Origin of the sequence: Flexivirga caeni (assembly GCF_003724155.1) — a bacterium.
GTDB lineage: Bacteria > Actinomycetota > Actinomycetes > Actinomycetales > Dermatophilaceae > Flexivirga > Flexivirga caeni.
The window spans coordinates 1-25,358 of record NZ_RJJQ01000008.1 but is presented as its reverse complement, the minus strand read 5'-3'; the positions used below and the strand labels follow the sequence as shown (position 1 = coordinate 25,358).

Below are 25,358 nucleotides of genomic sequence, written 5' to 3'. Positions count from 1 at the left end.
GGTCGGACCCCAATCTACTTCGCGCGCGGTGCGCGGTCAGTGACCGGTGGCGAGGTGGGTGTAGTAGCGGCGGATCGGCTGCCGGCGGGCGATCCGCACTCTGCGGTTGGCGGTGAAGAAGCGGGTCAGTGTCACGGTGGCGAAGGCGGCGAAGAGTGCGATCGCGACCGCGTTGACGATCACGAAGCCGATGAAGAAGTCGTTGATGTCGACCATGGCGAACTCCTGAAGTCATGTTCACTACGTCTGTAGTAATCAAGACACTACGCCTGTAGTGGTCGCCGTGCAAACCGGCTCGGCGTGGCATCGCTCACACCGGCGCCGTGGTCGTGAAAGAGTGGCCGGGTGGCTCACCAGCAGCGATCCGTCGAGCGGCGCCGGGGCACGTCTCCGGAGGGCACCGCGGCGCGCCAGGAACTCCTCCTGCGCAGTGCTATCGCCGTGGTCGGCGAGTCCGGGATGCGCGGGCTGACCCATCGTGCGGTCGATCGTGCGGCGGGTATGCCGGAGGGCACCTGCTCGGTCTACTACCGCACCCGGCTGGCGCTGCTGACGGCGCTCGGCAGCTTTGTCGCGGCTGCGCTGCATGCGGACGTGCGCGCGCTCGGCGCCGAACTGCCCAGCCCGACCGACGATGCCGGGGTCGACCGGGCGGTCAGCGCGACGACGCAGATGCTGCTGCGCTGGTCGGAGCACCCGGATCTCATCGTCACGATGTCCGAGCTGGTGCTGGAGGCGGCGCGCACTCCCTCGCTGAGCGAGCCGATCATCGCCTGGCGGTCCGACCTGATCGAGGTCGTCGATGGCATCGTCTGCCGCACCGAGCAGCCTGGGGCGCGATTGCGTGCCGAAGCGATCGTCGCCGCCCTGGACGGCGTGGTGCTGAGCGCTCTGCTGGCGACGTCGAAATCGGACCGGCCGGCCTATCTGCGCCGGATGGTGACGCTCGTCCTGCGCGGCATCATCGACGCCGATCTCCACGAATACAAGCTCAACTGATCGTCGCCACCACGGCACCGGCTCTGACGGTGTCGCCGGCGGCGACGGACACGGTGGTCACGGTTCCCGCGCGGTCGGTGGTGATCGGCTGCTCCATCTTCATCGCCTCCAGCACCACGATCGTGTCGCCGGCCGACACCTGATCGCCCTCACGGACGGACACTCGGACCACGGTGCCCTGCATGGGCGCGGTCAGCGAATCGTGCGTAGCGGCAATGCCATTCGAAGCCTTCCGGCTTCGCTTGGGTGCAGGGCGCAGCCCGTGCGCGGAAGGTGCCGGAGCCGGCGGTGCGGCATACGGCGCGAGCTGCCCGGCGAACTCGGTTTCGATCCACCGGGTGTGGATGGCGAACGGCGTCTCGTCGTCGGTCGCGAAGGCGGGGTCGGTGACCACGGCTCGATGGAAGGGCAGCACGGTCGGCAGCCCGTCGACGACCAGCTCGGCCAGCGCGCGGCGGGACCGCTCCAGCGCCTCTCGGCGGGTGCGGCCGGTGACGATCAGTTTGGCCAGGAGTGAGTCGAATGCCCCGCTGACGACGTCGCCGGCGGTCACGCCCGAGTCCATCCGCACGCCGGGGCCGCCCGGCGCTTCGAACGTCGCCACGGTGCCGGGCGATGGCAGGAAGCCGCGGCCCGGATCCTCTGCGTTGATGCGGAACTCGAAGGAGTGGCCGCGCGGCTCGGGGTCGTCGTAGCCGAGCGGCTCGCCGGCCGCGATGCGCAGTTGCTCGCGCACCAGATCGATGCCGGTGACCTCCTCGGAGACCGGGTGCTCGACCTGCAACCGGGTGTTGACCTCCAGGAAGGTGAGCGCGCCGTCCGGTGCGACCAGGAATTCGCAGGTGCCCGCACCGACATACCCGGCAGCGGACAGGATCGCCTTCGAGGCGCGTGCCAGCTCGGCGTGCTGCGCCGGGGAGAGGTATGGCGCGGGCGCTTCCTCGACCAGTTTCTGATTGCGTCGCTGCAGCGAGCAGTCGCGTGTCGACACGACTACGACATTGCCGAAAACATCTGCCAGGCATTGTGTTTCGACATGCCGGGGCCGGTCGAGGAATCGTTCGACGAAGCACTCGCCACGCCCGAATGCGGCCACCGCCTCACGCGCCGCGGAGTCAAACAGGTCGGGGATCTCGGCGAGTGTGCGGGCGACCTTGAGACCGCGACCGCCGCCGCCATACGCGGCCTTGATGGCGACCGGAAGGCCGTGCTCGCGTGCGAACTGCGCCACCTCGGCCGCGCCGGAAACGGGCCCCGCGGTGCCCGGCAGCAGTGGCGCGCCGACTGTCGTCGCGATGCGCCGCGCCGTCACCTTGTCGCCCAGGGCCTCGATCGCTGCCGGGGGTGGACCGATCCAGCTCAGCCCGGCGTCCAGCACCGCCTGCGCGAACTCTGGTTGCTCGGACAGGAAGCCATAGCCCGGGTGGACGGCGTCCGCTCCCGCGCGGCGCGCGGCATCGAGCAGTTTCGCCTGGTCGAGGTAGGTCTCGGCGGCGGTCGACCCGCCGAGCGGATGGGCTTCGTTGGCTGACCGGACGTGCAGCGCATCCCGATCCGGATCGGCATACACCGCAACGGATTTCAGACCAGAGTCGGTGCAGGCCCGCGCCACACGCACCGCGATCTCACCGCGGTTGGCGATCAGGACCTTGCGGAGCGGTGCCATGCACCGACCCTACTGAACAGGTGGTTCGGACCGGCCGGTCAGGACTGGACGCCGGCCTCGTGCACCAGACCCATCGCCACCTGGGCGAGCTGCTGGGCACCCGGGATGCCGAACTGGCTCATCAGGTTGCCCGCGACGGCACTGTCGATCACATTCCCGATGGCCGACACAGCAGCGTTCCATGCCGGGTTGCTGTTGAGCATGGCGTTCGGGGTCGGGATCGGCAGCGGCAGCGGTGCGCCATAGCCGACGCGCGGGGTCTGTGCGAACCAGTGATCGCCCGGGTGGGAGAACGCACCGAACGGGTCGAAGTGGTATGACGTGTGGTCGCCCTGCAGGTAGCCCTGCACCTCGTTGTTCACGGCCATCGCATTGGTGAACGGGTTGGCGGCGTTGCAGATCACGTCGTTCTCGTTGCAGACCTCGCTGACGTCGACGCCGTGGAAGTCCCGCGGGCCGGGCGCGTCGATGGTCGGCAGGTTGGGCAGCATGGTCAGAATGCCACCGGCGAGACCTTCGACACCCTTGTTCTGCGGGGCCCGGCGCGGGTCGCCGAAGAGCACGGCGTTCATCTGGTTGTGCGGGATGGAGTTCTTGGCGGCCAGGTCGGCGATCGCGTCGCCCGCGACGAGGGCGCCGAACGAGTAGCCCATGAAGGCGATCTTCGCGCTCGGGCAGGACGCGTGGTAGTCGGTTGCCAAGCGCTCCAATGCCGGCACGGCCTGAGAAACGGTGTCGTTGAGCGTGGTCGGGTCCTTGATCGGGATGATGCCGTTCTGGTAGCGGAACAGCTCGCGGTCCCAGCCGGGGGCGGTGGTGACCTTGCTCAGACTAGGACCGCCGAAGCTGTTTCCGGTCTCGCCGTTGCCGTAGCCGTCGACCAGGAAGATCTTGTTGTTGCACCCCGCCGCGGTGGCGGCCGGTGCGTTGTGAACGGCCGCTGCTCCCAGCGCGGTCACGGTCAGTGCCCCGCTGGCGATCATGGTCAGCGTTCTGCGAGTAATCGTTTTCTTGCGAAGCGACATCTGCTCAACCTCCGTGGTAGGGATCGCGTCGGCCGGTGTGGGTGTCCTGGTGGCTGCCGACGCCCAGGACGCTAGGTGCAACTCACGAGTAGCAAAACAACAAGATCTCCAAGTCTTGGTAAAGATTTTCCAGGCCGGATGCAGCGGCTAGCGGCGCAGCGTGCGCAGGTCCGCGTGACAGCGTTCCTCGACGACCGCGAGCTCACGCAAGGTCTGCTCGATGTCGGCCCGGCGCTGTTCGAGCTCCACCCGTCGCTCGGCGATCTGCTCCAGCAGGTAGTGCAACTGCCCGACTTCGCCGGGCTGTTCGTCATACATGTCGATGATCGTGCGAATCTCATCCAGGGGAAAGCCGATCCGCTTGCCGCGCAGGATCAGCGCCAGGCGCGTCCGGTCCCTGCGGTGGAAGACGCGCACGGTGCCGCGACGCTCCGGAGTGATCAGGCCGAGCTCCTCGTAGTGCCGGATCGTGCGGTGGGTGATCTCGAACTCGTCGGCCAGCTGCGCGATCGTCCACGTCGGGTGCCCGTCCGGAGTTGTCATGCCGAAGATCGTGCTTTACGTTTACGTCAACGTCAAGTAGGGGCGCCCGACTCACGAAGGATCACCGCAGCATGTTCGAGCTGACTCAGGAGCACGAGGACTTCCGCCAGGTGGTCCGCGATTTCGCCGAGCGCGAGGTCGCGCCGCACGTCGCGCAGTGGGACCGGGAACATCACTTCCCGGTCGAGCTCATGCCGAAGCTCGGCGAGCTCGGGCTCTTCGGCCTGGTCGTCCCGGAGGAGTATGGCGGGGCCGGTCTCGACGAGGGCGGCTTCACCTACCTGTGCCTGGCGATCGAAGAGCTCGGCCGGATCGACCAGTCCGTCGGCATCACGCTGTCCGCAGGCGTGGGCCTGGGCATCAACCCGATCCTGACCTACGGCTCGGCAGAGCAGAAGCAGCGGTTCCTGCCCGACCTGGTGGCCGGCCGGGCGCTCGCCGGTTTCGGGCTGACCGAGCCCGACGCCGGCTCGGATGCGGGCGCGACCCGCACCCGGGCAACGCTGACGGGCGGCCAGTGGACCATCGACGGCGCCAAGGCGTTCATCACCAACTCCGGCACCGACATCACCTCGGTCGTCACCGTGACCGCCCGGACCGGCACCGACGAGAGCGGCCGTCCCGAGATCAGCGCGATCATGGTGCCGTCCGGCACGCCCGGGTTCACCGCCGAGCCGGCATACGACAAGCTCGGCTGGCACATCTCCGATACGCACGGACTGACCTTCTCCGGCTGTGTCGTGCCCGAGGAGAACCTGCTGGGGGAGCGCGGCAAGGGCTTCCGGCAGTTCCTGAAGACACTCGACGACGGGCGCATCGCGATCTCGGCGCTCGCGGTTGGCCTGTCCCAGGCGTGTCTCGAGGCGGCGACCGAATATGCAAAGACCCGAACGGCTTTCGGCAAGCCGATCGGCGTGAACCAGGGCGTGTCGTTCCAGTTGTCCGACCTTGCCGTGATGGTCGAGGCGTCGCGGCTGCTGACCTACAAGGCCGCGTGGCTGAAGGACGAGCTGGAGGCCGGGCGCCGGTCGGTCGCGGAGGTCAAGCAGGCGGCGGCGATCGCCAAGCTCTACTCGACCGAGTCAGCGGTCACCGCGACCCGCATCGCCACCCAGATCTTCGGCGGCAACGGCTTCATGGAGGAATACCCGGTGGCGCGCTTCTATCGCGACGCCAAGATCCTGGAGATCGGCGAAGGAACCTCCGAGGTGCAGCGGATGGTGATCGCCCGCGGCCTAGGGTTGTGATGTGGCGCAGGAGACGGTGAGCGACGGATCGCTGGTCGCACGGCGGCGCATCGCGCTGCTCGTTGACGACGAATCGTTCGTCGAGGACGGCCGCGCCTCGGCAGTCGCCGACGGCATCGTGACCGGGTCCGCCCTCATCGACGGGCGACCAGTGGTCGTCGTCGCATCCGCACCGCGCACCGGGCCGTGGAGCGCGCAGGCGATCGACAAGATCGAGCGCGGGGCGGCATCCGCGGTGCGCCGCGGAGTGCCGGTCTGCTGGCTGCTGGACGGTGCGGCGGACCCGGACCCCGCCGGCGTCGCGAACGGGCCCGGCATCGACCGGATCGCGCAGCAGGCGGTCGCCCTGTCGCAACGGGCGCCGCAGCTGTGCTGTGTCTTCGGCACGCTCGTCGGCGACCGCGCACTCCTGCCCGGGCTCACCGACGTCGTCATCCTGGTCGACGGTGCCGCAGTGCTGAGCCTCGGCAGCGTCGATGCAGCGGAAGCGGTTGACGGCGAACACGTTTCGCTGGTGGAGCTCGGTGGCGCGCGGATGCACTGCACGGTCTCGGGGTCGGGTGACCTGCTGGCCGCCGACGATGCTGACGCGATCGAGCTGGCGCGGCTCTACCTGTCGTACGTGCCCGCCCGGCGCGGGGAGCAGCCCCCGGCCTACCTGGGCGAAGAGCCGGTGCGCCCGCTCACCGCGGACACGGTGCCGGCCGGGGCGAGCCGGCCGTTCGACATCCACGACCTGATCGCCGGCATCGCCGACGCCGACTCGTTCTTCGAGCTGCAGCCGCTCCTCGCTCCTGGACTGGTGACCGGATTCGCCCGGCTCGACGGCCGCTCGGTCGGCATCGTCGCCAACAACTCCGCGGCCGGGGGTGGTGTCCTCGGGGCGGACTGCGCGCAGAAGGCGGCCGGCTTCGTGCGGCGCTGCGCCGCGCACTCGATCCCGGTGCTGCACCTGGTCGACCTTCCGGGGCCAACTGCCGGAGTGGCGGCCGCCCGCGGTGGCGTGCTGCGGCGCGGCACCGACCTGCTGGCCGTCGTCACGGCCGCCCCCGTCCCGCACGTGTGCGTGATCGTGCGCACCGGGTATGCCGCCGGCCTCCTCGCGATGTGCGGACCGCGCTCCGAGACCGAGGCGAGGCTCGCTCTGCCGACCGCCGTGGTCGACGGGCGCACGGCGCAGGAGGCGGCTGTCGGACTGCTGGTCGACGCGGTCGTCCCGCTGCCGGAGCTGCGCGCCGAACTGCTGCGACGGCTGGCGCATGCCGCGAAGAGATGAGTCGACCGGTTACCGTAATGGGGTGCCAGCGCGCGTGGCGATCGACCGGGCCCAGCGGAGATTCCCGCCGCTGGGTTATCCCATCGCCGTCGTCTACAAGTTCTTCGACGACATGGGCAGTTATCTTTCGGCGCTGCTCGCTTACTACGCGTTCGTGTCCCTCTTCCCGCTGCTGATCCTGGCGACCACGATCCTCGGCGTCGTGCTGGCCGGTGACCCGCACCTGCAGCAGCACCTGATCCGGTCGGCGCTGAGTGAGTTCCCGATCATCAGCGATCGCATCAAATCGCCGAACGCGCTGTCCGGCAGCTGGGTCTCGATCACGGTCAGCACCCTGGTCGCGCTCTACGGTGCACTCGGTGCGGCGCAGGCCTTCCAGTTCATCGCCAACAGTGTCTGGCAGGTGCCGCGCAACTCCCGGCCCAACCCGTTCACCGGCCGCGGGAAGTCGATCGGCCTGATCGGGCTGCTCGGCACGTCGCTGCTGGCGACCATCGGCCTGACCCAGGTGGTGCCGCGGCTGGTGCACCTGGAGGGCCTCGCGTCGTTGGGGATCAAGGCGGGCACCCTCATCATCGACGGGCTCGCGCTGATGGTCGCCTATCGGGTCGCGACCAGCCGGCCCTTGCGGTGGCAGGACACCTGGCCCGGCGCGCTGTTCGCCGCACTGATGTGGCAGGTGCTGCAGCGCTTCGGCGGTCTGTATGTCGAGCACGTCCTGCAGCGCAACAAGACGATGGGTGACCTCGCAGTCGTTCTCGGTCTGATCCTGTTCCTCTACATCGCCGGCATCATCATCGTGATCAGCATGGAGATCAACGCTGTTCTCGCGATGCGTCTGTGGCCGCGGGCACTGCTCACGCCGTTTACCGACAACGTCGAGCTGACCGAGGCCGACGCGCGCGCCTACACGGGGCTGGCGAAGGCGGCCCGGCTCAAGGGCTTCCAGCAGATCGACATCGGCTTCGAGAAGCCGCCGCAGCTACCCGAAGCACCCGGCAAGGCAGCCCCGCCGGCACCGTGGCTGGGCGACATGCCATTGCCGCTCGACTTCGAGAACGCGGATCGCGCACCGGAGCCGACACCTCCGCCCGCCACCGTGCCGATGCCGGCGCGGCCGTCCCAGGACCCGCGGGAGGCGCACCGGCTGCCACCCGTGCCGGCGCCCGGCCCGGGACGCGACGAGGCGCGCACCATCCCGATGGTCGGCCGGCACCCCGTCGCGACGGACGACGAGGACGATGTCAACGACACCGCCCCCGTCATCCGCGGACCCTGGTCGGCGGAGCGCTGAGCAGTCAGCGCCGGCTACGTTGCCGCCGGGCCTCCGCCTCGCGTGCGCGATCCTCGCTGGATTCCACCAGCAGGCGCGGAACGGTGCGCGGGGTGCCGTCCGCGTCGACGGCGACGAAGGTGAGGAACGCTCGCACGATCTGTCGCTCCTCACCCGGCCGGTTCCACCGCTCGGCGAACACCGTGGTCAGAACGTCGAGCGAGCTGCGTCCGACGGCCGCGACGACGGCTGTCACCTTCAGCAGATCGCCCACCTGGGCGGGCGCCAGGAAATTGAGCTGGTCGACCGACACCGTGACCGCCGGACCACCGGAGTGCCGCGCGGCAGCCGCCGCGGCGGCGTCGTCGATGAGTTTCATGACGACGCCGCCGTGCACCGTGCCGTAGAGGTTGGTGTCACCTGGGCCCATGATGTGCGCGAGCGTGATGGCGCTCACCGCCGGCGGCTTGTCCTCCAGCCGGTCGGTGAGCACGGCCTTGCGTCCCGCCCAGCCCGGGTCGGTCACGAGGACACAGTCGCGCGCACCGCGGCAGCGGCGGACACCAGGTTGGCCAGTGCCGGACGGACCTCGTCGGTGCGGCGCGTCTTCAGCCCGCAGTCCGGGTTCACCCAGACCTGGCGGGCGTCCAGCGCACCAACCGCCCTGGTCAGCAGCTCACGGACCTCGTCGGCCGACGGCACCCGCGGCGAATGGATGTCATAGACGCCCGGGCCGACGCCCTTGCCGTAGCCCGCGGTGTGCAGTTCGTCCGCGAGCGACATACCCGACCGGGTTGCTTCGAGACTGATCACATCGGCGTCCAGGTCGTCGATCGCGGCGAAGATGTCACCGAAGTCGGCGTAACACATGTGAGTGTGCACCTGAGTGGTGTCATCGACGGAACTCGTTGCCAGCCGGAACGATTCGGTCGCCCAGTCCAGGTATGCCGCACGGTCGGCGACCCGCAACGGCAGCGTCTCGCGCAGCGCGGGCTCGTCCACCTGGATCACCCGGCAGCCGGCCGATTCCAGGTCGGACACTTCGTCGCGCAGCGCCAGCGCCACCTGTCGTGCCGTGTCGCCGAGCGGCTGGTCGTCACGCACGAACGACCACGCGAGCATCGTCACCGGGCCGGTCAGCATGCCCTTGACCGGGCGCTGCGTCAGCGACTGCGCGTGCTGCCACCAGCGGACCGTCATCGGCTCGGGGCGCGACACGTCGCCGAAGATGATCGGTGGGCGCACGCACCGGGTCCCATAGGACTGCACCCAGCCGTGCGTCGTTGCCAGGTATCCGTCCAGTTGCTCGGCGAAATACTGCACCATGTCGTTGCGCTCGGGCTCACCGTGCACCAGCACGTCGAGGCCGATCTCCTCCTGTAGGGCGATCACGGCGCCGATCTCGTCGCGCATCGCTGCGTCATACGCCGCCTGGTCGATCTCGCCGCGCCGCAGAGCTGCGCGTGCCTTGCGCAGCGCGTCGGTCTGCGGGAACGAACCGATGGTGGTTGTCGGCAAGAGTGGGAGTCCGAGCTCGGCCTGCTGCACCTCGCGCCGCTGCTCGAACGCTGACCGCCGGTGCGCGTCCGCGTCGGAAACGGCGGCGACCCCTGCGCGCACGGTGTCGTCATGAGTACGAGCCGACGTATGCCGGGAGCCGATCGCCTGCCGGGACCTCTCCAGACCCGGGGTGGCCGCCTCCTCATCGCCGAGTGCCGTTGCCAGTGTGCGCAGTTCGAGCACCTTCTCGCGAGCGAAGGCGAGCCAGCTGCGCAACTCGTCATCGAGGGAGACCTCCTTGGAGGCGTCCAGCGGGACATGCAGCAGGGAGCACGAACTGCCGACGACCAGGTCGTCGACCTGGCCGGCGAGACGCCGCAGGATGGCAAGCTTGTCGTCCAGGTCGGCAGTCCAGATGTTCCGGCCGTCGATCACGCCGGCGACCAGGCGCTTGCCGGGCAGCCCGTGCTCCAGCACGGCCGTCACGTTCTCCGGCACGGTGCAGTCGACCGCGAGACCGTCGACCGGCGCCTCGGCGAGCACCTCGAAGGCATCCTGCAGCGCGGCGAAATAGGTCGCGACCAGCAGCTTCGGGCGAGCGGTCGCGGAGCCGAGCCGGTCCAGCGCGTGGCGTGCGGCATCGAGCACGTGCGCCGGCTGGTCGAGCACCAGTGCCGGCTCGTCCAGCTGCACCCACTGCGCACCCGCGTCGTGTAGGGCCGCGAGGATCTCGGCATACACGTCGAGCAGCGGGTCGAGCAGCGACAGCGGCTCGAAGTCTGCCGGCGCGTCCGGTGCCGCCTTGGCCAGCAGCAGGAAGGTGAGCGGACCGACGAGCACCGGCCGCGCGGTGTGGCCGGCAGCGGTTGCCTGGGCGAGGTGCGCGAGCTGGCGGGACGCGTCGGCGGCGAACGTCGTCGCGGGGGAGAGCTCGGGAACGAGGTAGTGGTAGTTGGTGTCGAACCACTTGGTCATCTCCAGCGGCGCGACGGCGTCGTTGCCCCGTGCCATCGCGAAGTAGACGTCCAGATCGGTCTCGGCCGCGTCCCGGTAGCGCTGCGGGATCGCGCCGACCATGGTGGCGGCATCGAGCACGTGGTCGTAGTAGGAAAAGTCGCCGGTCGGCACTTCGTCGATGCCGTTGTCCGCCAACAGTTTCCAGGCATCCGCGCGGAGTCCGGTGGCAACGCTGTCCAGCTCGGCGGCACTGCTGCGGCCCGCCCAGTAGGACTCGATCGCGCGCTTCAGCTCGCGCTTTGGGCCTTGCCTAGGCCAGCCGAGGACGGTGGCGGGGGTGGGGGTGGGGTTGATCATGAGAACACTCCTTAGCGACCTTCCCGAGAGGTCACGAATCGGCCGATCCCGGGTCCGGGGTCGGGCGACAGGCAGGTCTTCGGACTCGTGAGCGTGCCCGTGGTGGGCGCCTACTGTCCGTCGCTTCCCAGCCGGATGGCCAGTGCGTATGACGGAGGTCGTTCTCACATACCGCTGCGGGGCAGTCCCGGATTCACACCGGGTTCCCTCTTGCGACGCGCCACCCCAGATCGTGCAGGTATGGCGCGAACCTGTCGCGCCAAGCAGCCTACTGGGCGGCTTCGGCGTCGTCCGGCGCGGTTCGGCCTCCGGGCTCGCTGGTGCCGATCACCGCGTCCATGGGTGCGCCGAAGGCGAAGCCGATATACGTATGACGCTCGACACCGTCGTCGGTTGCTGCGACCTGCCGCGATCGCTCCATCCAGCGGGAGATCAGCTTCCCGAATTCGTTCTGGAACTCCTCGACCTCGGAGCGCGAGAGATGCACACCGAAGTCGTTGAACCAACTCGTCGGCTCGCCGGGCCCGTCGTTGTCGTCCTCGAGTGCGACCGAAAGCGCCGCCCGTGCGGCCTCCTGGGTGAGGTTCTGTAGGGACCCGACCGCCTGAGGTCCTCCGGGTAGCTTGCGCAACTCGCCCAGGTCTGCTTGGAACCCCTCGTCGGAGGTCATTCGCCACCACCGTTCACGGGCGTCCGTGCCTCGCTCGGTGTCCTCTCCGATCAGGCCGTAACGTGCCAGTTGACGCAGATGGAAACTCACCGAATTAGCCGGCTCGCCAATGGCGTTCGCAAGATCGACCGCACGAGCGGACCCTCGTGTGGTCAGCTCGATGACGAGGCGCATCCGTAGTGGATGGGCGAGGGCCTTCAGCTCACGCGGGTCGGCGATGCGCTTCGGCTCGGTGCGGTCAGGTCGCTCGCTCACGTCGCCAAGCCTGCCGAAGACCCGAGAAATTCACAAGAACAGATGCGCAAATAAAAATGCGCAAACTTACTTGCCTAATCTTCCGCGGTGGGGAAAGCTGGCGGTCATGAGTTCACCGCCCCTCTGGCGCAATCGCGACTTCCAGTTGCTGATGGTCGGCAACACGCTGAACGGCATCGGCTCCCGGATGAGCGGCCTGGCCTTCCCGCTGCTCGCGCTGTGGATGACCGGCAACGCCGCGCTGGCCGGACTGGTCGGGGGAGCGGTGGTCGCCGGCATCGTCGTCGCGGGGGTGCCGGCCGGGGCGTTCGTCGATCGCTGGAACCGGCGTGCGGCGATGGTCGGGTCGGCGCTGGTGGCCGCTGCGGCATACACGACCGTCGTGGTCGCCTATCAGGCCGGGCACCTCACGATCGCGCACCTGGTGATTGCCGGTCTGGTGGTCGGCGCGGCGGAAGCCGTCTTCGAGCCCGCGGACACGCTGGCCACGAAAACCGTTGTGCCGGCGGAGGAACTGGGGTCGGCCATGTCTGCGGTGCAGGGCCGGCAGGGTGTCACCGGCCTCGTGGGGCCGCCGCTCGGCGGCGCTCTCTTCGCGATCTCCCGGTCGCTGCCCGTGCTCGCCGATGTCATCTCCTATGTCATGTCCGCCGCCGCGACGCTGCTGGTGCGCACGCCGCTGCCGGCGCCGCCACCGGATGGCGGAGCACACGAACCGCCCATGCGGGCAATGAGATCCGGCCTGCGGTTCGTCTGGCGCCACGAGGTGCTGGGGCCTGTCGTCATCGTCGCGACCCTGCTCAATTTCGCCGTGAACGGCTTCCTGCTGGTGCTGATCGTCGTGCTGCGCGATCGCGGTGTCCGCCCGGCCGGCATCGGTCTCGCGGAGACGGCGATCGCGGTCGCCACCATCGTCGGAGCGGTGCTCTCCGCGGTGGTGCTGAAGAAGCTGCCCGCCGGGAGGACCCTGATCGCCGGTGCCGTGTTGCTCGGAATCTGTTTGGTGGCGTGTGCTTTCGTGCACAGCTACCTGGTGGTGCTGGCCGTGCTCACCGTCGGATTTCTGCTGGTCCCAGCAGGCAACGCCGGGTTCATGACCTACGTCATGCTCATCACGCCGGACGCGATGCAGGGCCGGGTGCAGAGCGCGCTGATGACTTCGGTGATGGGGATGTCCCCGCTCGCACCCGTGGTCGGCGGGCTGCTCGCACAGTGGTGGGGCGGAGAGGCGGCGCTCGTCGCGCTCGGCGGACTCACCCTGCTGACCGCGCTGCTGGTGCTGCTGATCGGCCCACTGCGGCGCATGCCGCTGCTGGCCGACGTGCAGCCGGTCGGCGCACCCGAGGCCGCGGCAGCGTGAGCTGCGTCCGTCAGCCGGTGGATTCGGCGACCACACTCGTGTCCTGGGTGCCGAAGCGAATCCCCTTCTGCTCCTTGCCGATCAGCGTCAGGATGATCACCGCGACAAAGACCGGCACGATGGTGACCGACAACGCGAACGGGTAGCCATGCGAGGACGCCAGGGACTCCTGGATGGGCAGGTTGAACGCCGCCAGGCAGTTGCCGAGCTGATAGGTCACGCCCGGATAGAACCCGCGGATCTCGTCCGGAGACAGTTCCGTCAGATGCGCCGGTATGACGCCCCATGCACCCTGCACCATCATCTGCATCAGGAACGAGCCGAGGATGATCATGCCCACCGACGTCGAGTAGGCGAAGAGCGGCACGATCGGCAGCGCCAGCACGGAGCACAGCACGATCAGCGTGCGGCGGCCGTAGCGCTCCGACAACGCTCCCGCGATGGCGCCGCCGATGATCGCACCGATGTTGTAGATCACCGCGATCCAGGTGGCCGTCGACTTGGCGAAGCCGAGTGCGTGGTCGGTCGTCTCCTTCAGGAAGGTCGGGTAGACGTCCTGGGTGCCGTGGCTCATCCAGTTGAATGCGGTCATCAGCAGCACCAGGAAGATGAACCGCCGCCAGATGGCTGGGTTCTTCACGATGTCGGCGACGCTCGTCGTGGTCTGCTTGAAACGCTGCTGGCTCTGCCGCCATACCTCCGACTCCTCGACCCGGGAGCGGATGATCAGCGAAATCAGCGCGGGGACGATCGACAGCGCGAACATCCAGCGCCAGGACAGGCCCCACCAGGTGTTGACCACCAGGAAGGCCAGTGACGCGAGCAGGTAGCCCATCGAGTAACCGCCCTGCAGGATGCCCGAGAAGAACCCGCGCCGCTGTGCCGGGATCTTCTCCATCGCGAGCGCCGCGCCCAGCCCCCACTCGCCGCCCATGCCGATGCCGTAGAGCATGCGCAGCACCATCAGGATCCAGAAGTTCGGTGCGAAGGCGCACAGGAAGCCGACGACCGAGTAGAACGACACGTCGACCATCAGCGGGATCCGGCGTCCGGCGCGATCCGCCCACAACCCGAAGATGAACGCACCGACCGGTCGCATGATCAGCGTCATCGTCGTGATGAGCGACATCTCGGTGAGCGACTTGTGGAAATCCTTGGCGATCTGGGCGTAGATGAGCACGACGAGGAAGTAGTCGAAGGCGTCCATCGCCCAGCCCAGATAGGCGGCAGCGAAGGCGTTACGCTGGTCCGGCGTGAGCTTGCTGCGTGGCGTGGTCGCGGTCATGGCGCTCCTTCGGCTGGGTGCGATGAATGGCGGTCCGGGGAGTGACGCTAGCCGCACCGCGGGAGCGATCGGGGCTTGGCGATCGGTCGATTTGCCTGCTGACCAAACCGTTATCTTCCGAAGAGACAATTGTCCGGCCGGTGGTGGCAGGGTGAGGAATTGTGACGGTGCACGGGAGGGGGCGCGCGGGGGTGGCCACGGGCAATTCACATCGCCCACCGTTGCGACATAACAAGGACTACGCGTTGCTGATCGCTGGGGGCGCCGTCTCGAGTCTCGGCAGCCAGATGAGCAGTCTGGCGTTCCCGCTCATCACCCTGGCCACCACGCACAGCCCGTTCGCCGTCGGACTCGTGACCGGTGCCGCCACGATGGCCCTCGTGCTGATCGGACTGCCGGCGGGCGCGCTGGTCGACCGCTGGAACAGGAGGTGGACGATGATCGCCGCCGCCGCGCTGGGCGCGATCGCCTACGGCTCGGTCGCGGCCGCCGCGTTCGCCCATCGAGTGACCGTGCCGCACCTGATGATCGCTGCCGCCTGCGGCGGTGTCGCGAACAGCTTCTACGGCCCGGCCGAGCAGGTCGCGGTTCGTAGCGTCGTGCGAACACGGGACATCCCGCGCGCCGCTATGAACAACGAGGTGCGTTCGGCGGCCGCGGGACTGGCCGGTCCGCCGATCGGCGGGTTCCTCTTCGGCATCGCTCGGGGCCTGCCGATGGTGGCCGACGTGGTCACTTACCTGGTTGCGATCCTCACCGCGTCGCGGGTGCGCACGGCCCTGCCGGGTCCGGGCACGAAACAGCGGGAGGCGCTGCTGCCGGCGATTCGCAGCGGGCTGACCTTCCTTTTCGGCAACAACCTGCTGCGGGCGATCACCCTATTGTCGATGTTCCTGAACTTCTTCGGCACCGGGCTGGTCGTCTCGGTGACGATCACGATGCAGCAGCGCGGCACCGACGCCACATGGATCGGTGCGGTGTCCAGTGCGATGGCCGTGTCGATGCTCGTCGCCTCGTTCCTATCCGGCCGCCTGCTCCGGCACCTGAGCGTCGGCGTGCTGATGCTGCTCACCCCGATCATCGGCGCGGTCGCCTTCGCAGGTATGGCGTTCGTCCACGCGCCGCCCGTGCTGATGGTCCTGATGGCGTGCGCGACGTTCCTGCTTGCCCCCTGCAACGCGGCAGTGATTTCGGTGCTGACCAGCACGACGCCCGCGGAGAAGCTAGGCCGGGTGATGAGCGCGGACAACGTGCTCTCGCTGGTGCTCACCTCGCTGGCTCCGGCGACCATGGGTTTCCTGATCGGCGGGATCGGCGGGCGTGAGGCGATGCTCATCTTCGCCGTGCTGCTCGTGGTGTCAGGCCTGCTCGTCCTGGCTTTTCCGCGGCTGATGCGCCTGTCGGCAGTCGCTCGCGCCACCGCGTAATCCGTTGCGGCGCAGCCGGATTCAGCCCCGCAGCTGGTCGAAGGTGACCCCGATCTCGCGGAGCATCTCGCGCAGCACGGGCAGGCTGAGCCCGACCACGTTGTGGTGGTCGCCCTCGATACGCTGCACGTAGGGGCCGCCGAGACCGTCGACCGTGAACGCGCCTGCGACGCGCAATGGCTCGCCCGTCGCGACATACGCCTCGATCTCGGTGTCGGTGAGGTCGGCGAAGTGCACGACGGTGGAGGCGAGGACGCCGAAGGTGGCGCCCGTCGACTCATCGCGTGCATCGATCAGCCAGTGGCCGGTGTGCAGCGTGCCGGACTTCCCGCGCATTCGCTGCCAGCGGGCCACGGCCTCGCCGGCGTCGGCCGGCTTGCCGAAGGTGTCGCCCGCGAATTCCAGCACCGAGTCGCAGCCGAGCACCAGGGCGTCCGCGTCGCTTCCGGCGGCGACCGCCTCGCACTTGGCGCGAGCGAGCAGGAACGCGACCTCGTCGGTGGCCAGCGTGTCGCCCAGCCGTTCCTCGGCGCGGGCGATGGCGGCCGGCTCGTCGACGTCCGACACCACCACGTGCGGTTCGACGCCCGCGGAGCGCAGCGTGGCGAGGCGGGCGGGGGAGGCCGAGGCCAGCACGAGATCGACGGTCACGGCGAGCAGCCTAGTGTCCGGGGCGGCAGCTCAGCCGAGCACGTCGTCCACGAAGCACCACCGCCACCCCTCGCCGGGCTCGAAGGAGCGCATCACCGGGTGACCGGTGTGCGTGTAGTGCTCGGTCGCGTGCTTGCCCTCCGAGGAGTCGCAGCAGCCGACGTGGCCACACGTCATACACAGCCTCAGGTGGACCCACACGGTCCCGTCGCGCAAACACTCCTCGCACCCGTCCGGCGTCCGCGGATCGATGGTGAAGGGCGCCTCGGCCAGGTGCTCGCAGCCGAAGCGGCGCTCCTCCGGCGTGAGCAGCAGTTGCTCGTTCAGTTCGCGGTCCTGGGCGTCGGCGCGCGCGATCATCGACTCCTCGATGTCCAGCAACTGCATCGCCTCTTCGAGCACCTCGTGATCCATGACGCCCTTATCCCGCAGCTTGATCACCTTGGACCGTTCCGCATCGAGCATCGCCGACCGCAGCCGCCGGTAGGCGTCCGACGGGGTCTCGGTGGTCGGATCGCTGCGGCCGAGGCGCTCCCAGGCCAGGTTCGCGCGCCGGGTGCTCTGGTGCCGCAGGGTTTCCACGACCTGCTCGGGCACCTCGAATTCGCTGTCGTCCAGCTCCTGTTCGAGTCGCCGGTTGCCGGCGTTGATGGCCGCCTGCACGAGCTGGGCGGTCTGCAGCGCGTCCTCCCGGGGATCCGGTCCGTGCAGGTCCAGCCAGCGCGCGACGGTGCCCAGCGTGAAGCCCTGGATGACAAGGGTTCCCACGGTCACCACCAGTGCGATGAAGATCATCGCCTCGCGTTCGGGGGTGTCGGTGGGCAGCAGGGACGCGGCAGCCAGGGTCACCACGCCGCGCATGCCGGCCCATGACGCGATCGCTGTCTCGCGGCCGGTCAGTGAGGTATGCCGCCAGCCGAACCGGCGACCGATCAGGTCCAGCCCGATCAGCCAGATGGGTCGCAGCAGCATCGTGGTGAGCAGGATGATGACGGCGATCACCACGGTGCGGCCGAAGCCGCTGTCCGAGCGCTGCACGGCCTCGACGATGGTGCGGGTCTGCAGGCCGATCAGCAGGAAGACCATGTTCTCCAGCAGGTAGGTCACCGACGCCCAGTTGAGCCGCTCGGCCACCCGCGACTGGGCAGTCTGCAGGGCCGGCGCCGCATGCGAGGTGGCGACGCCGCAGACGACGGCCGCGAACACGCCCGATGCGTGCAGTTTCTCCGCGGGCAGGTAGGCGATCCAGGGGCTGAGGAAGCTGAGCGACACGATGGTGACCGTGTCGGTGACGTGTCGCCATACCCACTTGACCAGCAGGTATGCCAGATAGCCGATCGCGGCGCCGCCGAGCGACGCCCACAGGAAGTCGCGGCCCGCGGTGAGGATCGTGACCGCCCCGGCGCCCCCGGCGATCAGTCCCTTCGCCGTGTTGACGATCACCAGGGCGGTGGCGTCGTTGAAGAGCGACTCGCCCTCGAGGACGCCGACGACCCGACGCGGCAGCCCGATGCGCCGGGCGATGGCGGTGGCGGCCACGGCGTCCGGCGGCGCGACGATGCCGCCGAGGGCGACCGCCGCGAAGAACGGCACGTCGAGCAGCTTCCACGCGACCACGGCGACGCCGAACGCGGTGAACAGCACCAGCAGCACCGAGAGCCGGAGGATCTGGTTCCGCTCGCGGCGCAGGTCGATCAGCGAGGTGTTGGACGCGGCGCCGAAGAGCAGCGGCGGCAGGAAGCCGAGCAGGATGATCTCCGGATCGACGTCGAACGGGTAGGGCATGAACGGCAGGAACGACACCACCGCGCCCAGAGCGACCAGGAACAGCGGCGCGGACAGCCGCAGCCACCGGGCGAGGGTCGCGCCGGCCACGACCGTCGCGGTCAGCAGCAGGATCGGCAGGGCGATATGCACCCCGTCATCCTTCCAGGCCGGAGCCGGTCAGAGTGTGCCGAGCACCGCCGCGCGCAGTGTGTCCAGGCCGACCGAGCCGATGTCGAGCGCACGCCGGTGGAACGACTTCAGGTCGAAGTCGGCGCCCGCACGCTCGCGGGCGTCGTCGCGCAGCTGCAGCCAGATCCGCTCCCCGACCTTGTATGACGGTGCCTGTCCCGGCCAGCCCAGGTAGCGGTCGAGCTCGAACCGCAGGAAGCCCTCGGCCATGTCGCAGTGCGCACCCAGGAACTCCCACGCCTTGTCGTAGGTCCACGCGCCGCCGCCGACCTCCGCCGGTGCCTCGAAACCGCAGTGCACGCCGATGTCGAGCACGACCCGGGCGGCGCGCAGCGACTGCCCGTCGAGCATGCCGAGCTTGTTGCCGGGGTCTTCGAGGTAGCCCAGGTCGTCCATCAGCCGTTCGGCATACAGGGCCCAGCCCTCGCCGTGCCCGGAGCACCAGACATCGAGGCGCCGCCAGCTGTTGAGCAGCGCGGAGCGGTAGATCGTCTGGCCGCACTGCAGGTGATGTCCGGGGACACCCTCGTGATAGACGGTGGTCAGCTCGCGCCAGGTGCCGAACTCCTCGACACCCTTCGGCACCGACCACCACATGCGGCCGGGCCGGGAGAAGTCGTCGCTCGGCGACGTGTAGTAGATGCCGCCGGATTGCGTTGGGGCGATGCAACATTCGATGGTGCGGACCGGGCCCGGTATGTCGAAGTGCGTGTCGGCGAGGGCGCTGATCGCCTCTTCCGCCTTCTCCTGCATCCAGCGTTGCAGGGCGTCGGTGCCGTGCAGCTGGTATGCCGCGTCGGACTCCAGGGCGTCCATCGCTTCGCGGACGGACGCGCCCGGCTTGATGCGGTCGGCGACGCGCCGCATCTCGCCGGTGATGCGGGCGAGTTCTTCCTGGCCCCACGCGTAGGTCTCCTCCAGGTCGACCTGCGCACCGAGGAACTGCCGCGAGTGCAGCGGATAGGCGTCCCGGCCGCACCCGTCGGCCTCGGGTGCGAGCGGCAGGAAGCGTTCCTGCAGTTGCTCGCCGGCGGCGGCGTAGGCGCGCGCGGCGACGTCGACGTCGTCGGCGATCTCCGGGTGGTCCCGCTTCAGCCCGGCGAAGTAGCCGTCGGCCGCGGTGTGGTCCTTGGTCTGCTGGATGCACGCCTGCACCTGGCGCACCGGACTGACGTTGCCCCGATCGGCCGCCACCTGCAGCGACTCGAACCATTGGTCCAGGGCCCGCGGTATGGCGCGCATCCGCCGGCCGATCGTCGCGATCTGCTCCGGCGTGTCGGTCGGCATCAGGTCGAAGACGTCGCGCACCTCCTGCAGTGGGGAGGCGATCACGTTGAGGGAGCTGTGCGGCAGGAGGGCGTCATACGATTCGATCTCGAGGCCGAGCCGCTCGCGCATGGCGTCGAGGGTGACCTTGTCGACGTCGTCCTGGGCGGTCACGCCGTCCAGCGCGCCGAGCGTCTCGCGGACCAGGTCGTGGCGCTCGGCGAGGCCGGCGGGGGAGAGGTCGTCGAGTTCGTCCTGCCGGTCGGGCGACCCGATGTAGGTGCCGCTGATGGGGGACAGCTCGATCGACTTCTCGTGGAAGCGCTCGGCGATCGAGTCGACAGGGGTCGGGGTGCGGGTGAGGTCGTCAGTCACACCTGCACGCTAGTCCGCCCGATTCCGCGTTGCACGGGGAATACGGCCGAGGAACAATCGGCCCCGTGGGATTCGAGGAGCATGCGGTTGCGTCCAGAGCGAGCGGTAGCGGGAGGGTGCTGTCGACCAATGTCGGCCGGGCAGAACAAAACTCGGCCAAGCCCACGATGACCGGCATCCACAAGCGGCCCGTCGATCGGGTCGAGGTGCGCGCGCCGGGCCCGAAGAGGGGCGGGCTGGGCAGCGGTGTGCTCGGTGACTTCATCGGTGACCGGGACAACCACGGCGGCGACGATCAGGCCGTGTATGCCGTGGCCCGCGAAGAGCTGGACTGGTGGGGTGAGCGGCTCGGCCGGTCGCTCGCCGACGGGATGTTCGGAGAGAACCTGACCACCGTCGGCATCGACGTGGACCATGCCGTCGTGGGCACCCGGTGGTCGGTCGGGTCGGCCGTGCTGGAAGTGACCGGCCCGCGGATCCCGTGCGGCACGTTTCGGGTGCACATGGCCGAGCGTGGCTGGCTGAAAACGTATGTCGCGCATGGTCTTTCGGGTGCATACCTGCGCGTTGTGGAGCCTGGCGTCATACGGCCGGGGGATGTGGTCGAGGTGGGCGCGGCGCCTGCACACGGCATTGAGGTCCCGACGGTTTTCCGTGCGTTCTATGACGACCAGGACGCGATGCGCGCCGTCGTGAGGGCTGGCGTGCTGAACTCGGTGGAGCACGAGCGTATGGCGGCGAAGCTGGCGTAGTCGGTTCTGGTAGCCGCATCCGCTGAAAGTCACCCACTCCGTTCGTGATCGTGCAATAGTCGAGGTGTCATCCGGGTTGCCTGAGCAAACCTCCATGTCGGTGGTGGATGGGGGGGAAGCGCTTGACTTGAGCCGTTACGTTCTTGCGAGAATATGGCGTGATCGCCGGCGCGCGATGTCTGTTGCGGTGGTGCTGGCGCTAGCTGTCGGATCATTTCTCCTGTTGAGCGGAGCCGTTCATGCGACGGCGGTGCGCACTGTCGGGACCGTGAATGGCGCGAATTCGACGTATGACGTGCTGATGCGGCCCGCGGACAAGTCGGGATCTGCGCACTCGCAGGGCCTGGTTCGGCCGAACTTCCTGTCCGGGACATTCGGCGGCATCACCCTCGCTCAGCTGGCGCGGATCCGCGGCATCAGCGGTGTCCAGGTGGCCGCGCCGATCGCGATGGTTGGCGAAGCATTCGAGCGGATCATGTACCCGATCGATGTCACCAAGTACGTTCGGCCCGGCCGGACTTCCGTGTTCCGCTTCCGGTCTGCCGCGACCGTGCTCCGGGGAAACGTCCGCTTGCCTGGTGAGTCGGGTTATGTACTGGTTGGGGACAACGTTTCTCTCGGCGGGTCGTCGAACGTCGAGCAGATCGGCAAGCGCCGGGTCCGAGTGTGCGTCCAGCCTGATCCGTCGGTCTTGTCCGACGAGTCTCCGTTCAGCGCTGCCAACATGTTTTCCGCACAGTGCTGGGACACCGGTGGAGGTGTCAACGGCGATTCGCTGTGGCCTGCCGGCCAAGGTCAGTTCATTGTCCAGGTGCCGATCGTCTTCCCCATCATGATCGCCGCAGTCGACCCGTCTGCCGAAAACCAATTGGACGGATTGTCGCGTGCGGTCAGCGCGGGTACGTCGCTTGCGGGTAGCAAAGTCACCAGCGAGAGCGACGGTTACGCGAATTTCTATACGGTTCCGGCGATTGCGTCGTCTCGCACGTACGTCGATGACACAACGTCAATCCGGGTGGACGAGCTTGATTCGGCCGCGGTACGCAAGCTCACTGCAGGCTCGGGCATGACCGCGTCGAAGGCTCGAGATCTGGTGATGGGAGCAGGCGGGAAGCCCATTGCGACGCGGACGGTGACGGCGGTGCAAGCGCACGATTCGTGGCTCAACGGGGGCACCGACTTCGACGGGACGCTGAACCCCACGATCTTGTTTCAGCCCGGACCCGTTCAGTACACCGGGACGCCAGAGACGGGCCTGACAGCCCGGCTGCAACCCCGTGATGATTCCGTGTGGCGCACCTACACGTATAGCAACGTTCCTTGGCCGCCGCTGCCACCCGCCACCAACACGCGCGGTTTCCGCACGATCACCCCGGTGCCGGAGTCTGGGCCGAATCAAGTGCAGTTGCAAGTCGTTGGCCAGTTCGATCCGGCACGGCTGACCAAGTCCTCCGATCTGGCAAAGGTGCCGATGGAGACGTATCAGCCGCCGACCGCCACCCCAGCCGATGCTCCAACCCGTGCCCTGCTCCATGGAAAGGCACTGGCACCCGACGGCAACCCCCGCGGCTACCTGCAAGAGCCGCCGATGCTGCTGGTTCCCATGAGCGCTCTGCCTCGATTCGCAGACTCAGGCACCTTTACCGCTCCACCCGGTTCGAATGCGCAGCGAGCTCCTATATCGGCGATCCGCGTACGAGTAGCCCATGCCGCCGGCAATTCGGCAACTGCTCAAGCGCGTGTTCGCTTGGTAGCGAACCAGATTCAACAGGCCACTGGGTTGCGGGTCGATGTCACCAAGGGCTCGTCACCCAGCACCGTTCGCGTGACAATTCCGTCGACGGCGCGAGGAGTGCCGACGATGACTGTGGATGAGCAGTGGTCACGGCTAGGTGTCGCCACCTTGATTGTGAATGCGATCGACCGCAAGACTCTCGCCTTGTTGATCCTGATCGTGATTGCGTCGGCCGTTGCCGTCACGATCAGCGCAAACGCCTCGGTCCGCGCGCGGCGCCAAGAACTCGGCGTCCTGGCCTGCATCGGCTGGAGACCTCGAACAATTCGTCTCGAAGTGATCGCCGAACTGTGCCTCATCGGTTTGGTCGCCGGCGCGCTCGGGTCGGTGGCCGCGCTCCTGACCGCTCCGATCGCCGGTGTCCACGTCACGTCTGGCTGGTATGCAGTTGCCGTTCCCGCGGCGGCACTGTTGGCAGTCGCAGCGGGCTTGCTGCCGGCCTGGGCCGCGGGCCGGGTCACCCCCGTGGAGGTCACCCGCCCAAGTGCGCGTGCCACTCACACCGGAGTGCGGCTGAGAGGAGTCAGGACCATGGCGATCACCTGGCTGGCGCGAACACCTGGCCGGGCTGCTGCCGGAGCTATCAGCTTGGCCTTTGGCGTCTGCGCGGTCGCGATCCTGCTCGGGATTCTGCGTGCCTTCCACGGCGCCGTGGTAGGCACGGTCCTTGGTGCCGCGGTGACTGTCCAAGTGCGTGCTCCGGACCTCGTTGCGGCCGGCGTACTTGCCCTCATCGGCGTGCTCAGCCTCGTCAACATTCTCTATCTCGACCTACGTGAGCAGGCGCCTCGATACGCCACCCTGCAAGCGACCGGCTGGCGACGCCTGACCCTGGTCCGGCTGATCATGTGGCAGGCCATCGCCATCGCAATTGCGGGTGCCGCAGTCGGGGTCCTGGGGGCCTTGGTCGCTCTCGACGTGGCCGTTGGCCTCGACCGGGCCGCCGTACTGACCACCGTCAGCGTCGGCGTTGTCGGCGTGCTCATTGCTGCACTGGCAAGTCTGATACCGGCGACTGCTGTGGGACGCCGTCCGAACGCACGCCTGCTCTCGGCGGAGTAGGCACCTTTGCATGAGCAGCCACTCGTAGCCGCAAGGAGAACCGCCATGACCACGACACACTCGATGCGAAAGCCGGCCCCTGCCGGCTCCCGCCTCGTCATCGCCGACCTGTGCAAGAGCTATCGCATGGGCGACCAATCGGTCTTGACCGCAGCCGACGACGTCAATCTGGAGATCGCTCCCGGAACCATCACCGCAATCACCGGCCCTTCTGGTTCAGGCAAGTCCACTCTGCTGCACCTCATCGGCGCGATCGATCGCGCCGACAGCGGCCGGATCCTGGTCGACGACACCGATATCACTGGGCTACGGGGCAACGCCCTCGCCGACTACCGAGCCAGCGTCGGATTCATCTTTCAGCAGTTTCACCTGGTCCCCTCGCTGACCGCCTTCGACAACGTGTTGGCGCCCTTGGTGTCGCGTAAGACGTCATTCGATCGGCGCTCACGTGCTCAAGAGCTCCTCGCGGAGGTCGGATTGGACGGACGCGAACGCGCGTTGCCGAGCCACTTGTCCGGTGGCCAGCAGCAACGAGTTGCGATCGCTCGTGCCCTCGTCAACAGCCCCGGTCTCATCCTCGCTGACGAGCCCACCGGGAACCTCGACGCGGCCAACGCCGCCGGCATCCTGAAACTCTTGCGACGGCTGCAAGAGGCGTACGGTACGACGATCCTGATCGCGACCCACGACGCGGCTATTGCGTCGAGGGCTGACTCCATCGTGACAGTCCGTGACGGTCGGACAACGGTCCAGGCGGGAGACTGAGCACCCCGCTTCCGGAACTTCTTGGCCCGGCTTCTCGGTGCAGGGGCAAACGCAATTGCGAGGCTGCATTCTCGTCCCTGCGGACCTATTGGTCGCACCTGGCTCGATATCAGGAAGCAGTGCCAGGAACACGCGCGGAGGTGCGTTTTGTCTCGCTGATCGAGTAGGCAGAGGAGGCCCGCCCTGAGTAGCGGAGGAGCGCAGCAGGGGAGCGTATCGAAGAGCGCAGCGGAGGAGCCGTATCCAGATCAGCCGCTGGTGTGGGCCGGGTAGCGGAGGCGCCGTAGTGAGGCCGGGCAATCACGTGTCGAGTGGGGTACGTCGGTGTCGAGCGGGGTAGATATCCGGTCCGTGAACGCCTCGGGTTGTACCCCGTTCGGCGAAGGAGCGCAGCGGTGAGCGTGCGGACGTCGGGGCGAGCCGGGTCGCGTGATCACGGCGGCCGGCCAGCGCGACAGGGGTGCTCGAGTGGGCGGCCGAGTAGCCGGAGGAGCGGAGCCGGCTGCGCGCGTGGAAGTGCTTGTGGGTGCGGCGGTTTCGGCGAGGTGGGTTGTCGGTGGTCGCACCTAGAATTGGGGATAAGAAGCAAGGCAGTGGCGACCGTGAGGAGGTGACCGGTGATGGCGGCAGACGGTGAGCAGCGCGATGGTGGGCGGCACGGCGAGGGGCCTGGCGGACGTGTGCTGGATGTGTCCGGTTTGCCGGGTCCGGTCGCGGACGCGGTCGCGTTGCTGGTGGCGCAATCGTCTCGGGGCGCAGCTCCTAGCACAGGCACCGACACCGATACCGACAGTGGCAACGGCGCTGGTGCTGGTGCTGGTGCTGTGTCGCGGGAGCGTCTGGGTGATGTGGTGCGGGCGGCGGAGGTGGTGAAGGGGTTCGCGGACGCGGTGCTG

General features: G+C 68.2%; 21 protein-coding genes and 1 riboswitch. Of the genes, 10 read left to right on the top strand and 11 right to left on the bottom strand.

All coding sequences use genetic code 11. From position 1 onward, the window contains the following. Window positions 1-36 precede the first annotated feature (36 nt). The gene (locus EFY87_RS09185; protein WP_123271190.1) at window positions 37-216 is read right to left on the bottom strand and encodes a hypothetical protein; all 180 of its coding nucleotides are present in this window, start codon (window positions 214-216) and stop codon (window positions 37-39) included. A 129-nt stretch (window positions 217-345) separates the two neighbouring features. Here EFY87_RS09185 and EFY87_RS09180 point away from each other — a divergent pair, with 129 nt between their 5' ends. Continuing rightward, window positions 346-999 carry a TetR/AcrR family transcriptional regulator gene (locus tag EFY87_RS09180; protein ID WP_123271189.1) on the top strand — a complete coding sequence of 218 codons (654 nt, stop codon included), beginning with the start codon at window positions 346-348 and terminating at the stop codon, window positions 997-999. Here EFY87_RS09180 and EFY87_RS09175 read toward each other — a convergent pair. From EFY87_RS09175 to EFY87_RS09165, 3 genes are all read right to left on the bottom strand, one after another. Then, a complete protein-coding gene (locus EFY87_RS09175; RefSeq protein WP_123271188.1) occupies window positions 992-2,665 on the bottom strand; it encodes an acetyl/propionyl/methylcrotonyl-CoA carboxylase subunit alpha in 1,674 nt (557 codons plus the stop codon). The genes EFY87_RS09180 and EFY87_RS09175 overlap by 8 nt on opposite strands. 38 nt (window positions 2,666-2,703) lie before the next feature. Then, window positions 2,704-3,648: a cutinase family protein gene (locus tag EFY87_RS09170; protein ID WP_158607569.1), complete on the bottom strand. Its 945-nt coding sequence runs from the start codon at window positions 3,646-3,648 to the stop codon at window positions 2,704-2,706. Between the two features lie 189 nt (window positions 3,649-3,837). Further along, window positions 3,838-4,233 carry a MerR family transcriptional regulator gene (locus tag EFY87_RS09165; protein ID WP_123271186.1) on the bottom strand — a complete coding sequence of 132 codons (396 nt, stop codon included), beginning with the start codon at window positions 4,231-4,233 and terminating at the stop codon, window positions 3,838-3,840. Window positions 4,234-4,304: 71 nt separating this feature from the next. Between EFY87_RS09165 and EFY87_RS09160 the strand changes: the two genes are divergently transcribed. Genes EFY87_RS09160 through EFY87_RS09150 form a run of 3 tightly spaced genes read left to right on the top strand, consistent with a single transcriptional unit; the run spans window position 4,305 to window position 8,050 of the window. Then, on the top strand, window positions 4,305-5,480 hold the full coding sequence (locus tag EFY87_RS09160) for an acyl-CoA dehydrogenase family protein (protein ID WP_123271185.1): 1,176 nt from the start codon (window positions 4,305-4,307) through the stop codon (window positions 5,478-5,480). 1 nt (window position 5,481) lies between these two features. Beyond that, the gene (locus EFY87_RS09155; protein WP_123271184.1) at window positions 5,482-6,756 is read left to right on the top strand and encodes a carboxyl transferase domain-containing protein; all 1,275 of its coding nucleotides are present in this window, start codon (window positions 5,482-5,484) and stop codon (window positions 6,754-6,756) included. Between the two features lie 22 nt (window positions 6,757-6,778). After that, window positions 6,779-8,050: a YihY/virulence factor BrkB family protein gene (locus EFY87_RS09150; RefSeq protein ID WP_220093582.1), complete on the top strand. Its 1,272-nt coding sequence runs from the start codon at window positions 6,779-6,781 to the stop codon at window positions 8,048-8,050. A 4-nt stretch (window positions 8,051-8,054) separates the two neighbouring features. On the opposite strand, the gene EFY87_RS09145 is transcribed toward EFY87_RS09150, so the two are convergent. The 3 genes from EFY87_RS09145 to EFY87_RS09135 all read right to left on the bottom strand — a co-directional run bounded on the left by EFY87_RS09145 (window position 8,055) and on the right by EFY87_RS09135 (window position 11,768). Further along, window positions 8,055-8,555: an acyl-CoA thioesterase gene (locus tag EFY87_RS09145; protein ID WP_123271182.1), complete on the bottom strand. Its 501-nt coding sequence runs from the start codon at window positions 8,553-8,555 to the stop codon at window positions 8,055-8,057. Next, a complete protein-coding gene (gene metE / locus EFY87_RS09140) occupies window positions 8,552-10,843 on the bottom strand; it encodes a 5-methyltetrahydropteroyltriglutamate--homocysteine S-methyltransferase (protein ID WP_123271181.1) in 2,292 nt (763 codons plus the stop codon). The genes EFY87_RS09145 and metE overlap by 4 nt, the downstream gene beginning before the upstream one ends. Before the next feature lie 53 nt (window positions 10,844-10,896). Then, a riboswitch (cobalamin riboswitch) is annotated at window positions 10,897-11,113 on the bottom strand. After that, window positions 11,112-11,768, bottom strand: a complete 657-nt coding sequence (locus EFY87_RS09135) for a winged helix-turn-helix domain-containing protein (protein ID WP_158607568.1) — start codon at window positions 11,766-11,768, stop codon at window positions 11,112-11,114. Its footprint overlaps the riboswitch before it by 2 nt. 106 nt (window positions 11,769-11,874) lie before the next feature. On the opposite strand from EFY87_RS09135, the gene EFY87_RS09130 reads away from it, so the two are divergent. Continuing rightward, window positions 11,875-13,128, top strand: coding sequence for an MFS transporter (locus EFY87_RS09130; protein WP_158607567.1), 1,254 nt, complete (start codon window positions 11,875-11,877; stop codon window positions 13,126-13,128). Between the two features lie 10 nt (window positions 13,129-13,138). Here the strand turns inward: EFY87_RS09130 and EFY87_RS09125 are convergent, their stop codons facing one another. Continuing rightward, window positions 13,139-14,413 (bottom strand): MFS transporter, encoded by a 1,275-nt coding sequence (locus tag EFY87_RS09125; protein ID WP_123271178.1) that lies wholly within the window; start codon window positions 14,411-14,413, stop codon window positions 13,139-13,141. A gap of 161 nt (window positions 14,414-14,574) precedes the next feature. Here EFY87_RS09125 and EFY87_RS09120 point away from each other — a divergent pair, with 161 nt between their 5' ends. Beyond that, window positions 14,575-15,840: an MFS transporter gene (locus tag EFY87_RS09120; protein ID WP_342769112.1), complete on the top strand. Its 1,266-nt coding sequence runs from the start codon at window positions 14,575-14,577 to the stop codon at window positions 15,838-15,840. Between the two features lie 21 nt (window positions 15,841-15,861). Here EFY87_RS09120 and EFY87_RS09115 read toward each other — a convergent pair whose 3' ends face one another. From EFY87_RS09115 to EFY87_RS09105, 3 genes are read right to left on the bottom strand one after another with little or no spacing between them, the layout of a single operon-like run. Further along, entirely contained in the window at window positions 15,862-16,491 is a 630-nt protein-coding gene (locus EFY87_RS09115) for a Maf family protein (protein WP_123271176.1), read from the bottom strand. Between the two features lie 30 nt (window positions 16,492-16,521). Next, window positions 16,522-18,408 (bottom strand): Na+/H+ antiporter, encoded by a 1,887-nt coding sequence (locus tag EFY87_RS09110; protein ID WP_123271175.1) that lies wholly within the window; start codon window positions 18,406-18,408, stop codon window positions 16,522-16,524. A 27-nt stretch (window positions 18,409-18,435) separates the two neighbouring features. After that, window positions 18,436-20,088 carry a DUF885 domain-containing protein gene (locus EFY87_RS09105; RefSeq protein WP_123271174.1) on the bottom strand — a complete coding sequence of 551 codons (1,653 nt, stop codon included), beginning with the start codon at window positions 20,086-20,088 and terminating at the stop codon, window positions 18,436-18,438. Window positions 20,089-20,153: 65 nt separating this feature from the next. On the opposite strand from EFY87_RS09105, the gene EFY87_RS09100 reads away from it, so the two are divergent. The 4 genes from EFY87_RS09100 to EFY87_RS20660 form a co-directional block, all read left to right on the top strand. Beyond that, window positions 20,154-20,840 carry an MOSC domain-containing protein gene (locus tag EFY87_RS09100; RefSeq protein WP_245988558.1) on the top strand — a complete coding sequence of 229 codons (687 nt, stop codon included), beginning with the start codon at window positions 20,154-20,156 and terminating at the stop codon, window positions 20,838-20,840. 94 nt (window positions 20,841-20,934) lie between these two features. Continuing rightward, entirely contained in the window at window positions 20,935-23,697 is a 2,763-nt protein-coding gene (locus tag EFY87_RS09095; protein WP_123271173.1) for an FtsX-like permease family protein, read from the top strand. A 45-nt stretch (window positions 23,698-23,742) separates the two neighbouring features. Next, entirely contained in the window at window positions 23,743-24,462 is a 720-nt protein-coding gene (locus EFY87_RS09090; protein ID WP_123271172.1) for an ABC transporter ATP-binding protein, read from the top strand. A 620-nt stretch (window positions 24,463-25,082) separates the two neighbouring features. Next, window positions 25,083-25,358, top strand: a 276-nt coding sequence (locus EFY87_RS20660; RefSeq protein WP_220093581.1) for a hypothetical protein, incomplete at its 3' end; no start/stop codon positions are given.

What these genes read in the sequence shown, in the direction of transcription:
- EFY87_RS09130 (WP_158607567.1), top strand. Translation starts at nt 11,875, where the DNA reads ATGAGTTCACCGCCCCTCTGGCGCAATCGCGACTTCCAGTTGCTGATG.
- EFY87_RS09160 (WP_123271185.1), top strand. Translation starts at nt 4,305, where the DNA reads ATGTTCGAGCTGACTCAGGAGCACGAGGACTTCCGCCAGGTGGTCCGC.
- EFY87_RS09095 (WP_123271173.1), top strand. Translation starts at nt 20,935, where the DNA reads ATGTCGGTGGTGGATGGGGGGGAAGCGCTTGACTTGAGCCGTTACGTT.
- metE (WP_123271181.1), bottom strand. Translation starts at nt 10,843, where the DNA reads ATGATCAACCCCACCCCCACCCCCGCCACCGTCCTCGGCTGGCCTAGG.
- EFY87_RS09090 (WP_123271172.1), top strand. Translation starts at nt 23,743, where the DNA reads ATGACCACGACACACTCGATGCGAAAGCCGGCCCCTGCCGGCTCCCGC.
- EFY87_RS09175 (WP_123271188.1), bottom strand. Translation starts at nt 2,665, where the DNA reads ATGGCACCGCTCCGCAAGGTCCTGATCGCCAACCGCGGTGAGATCGCG.
- EFY87_RS09170 (WP_158607569.1), bottom strand. Translation starts at nt 3,648, where the DNA reads ATGATCGCCAGCGGGGCACTGACCGTGACCGCGCTGGGAGCAGCGGCC.
- EFY87_RS09165 (WP_123271186.1), bottom strand. Translation starts at nt 4,233, where the DNA reads ATGACAACTCCGGACGGGCACCCGACGTGGACGATCGCGCAGCTGGCC.
- EFY87_RS09125 (WP_123271178.1), bottom strand. Translation starts at nt 14,413, where the DNA reads ATGACCGCGACCACGCCACGCAGCAAGCTCACGCCGGACCAGCGTAAC.
- EFY87_RS09185 (WP_123271190.1), bottom strand. Translation starts at nt 216, where the DNA reads ATGGTCGACATCAACGACTTCTTCATCGGCTTCGTGATCGTCAACGCG.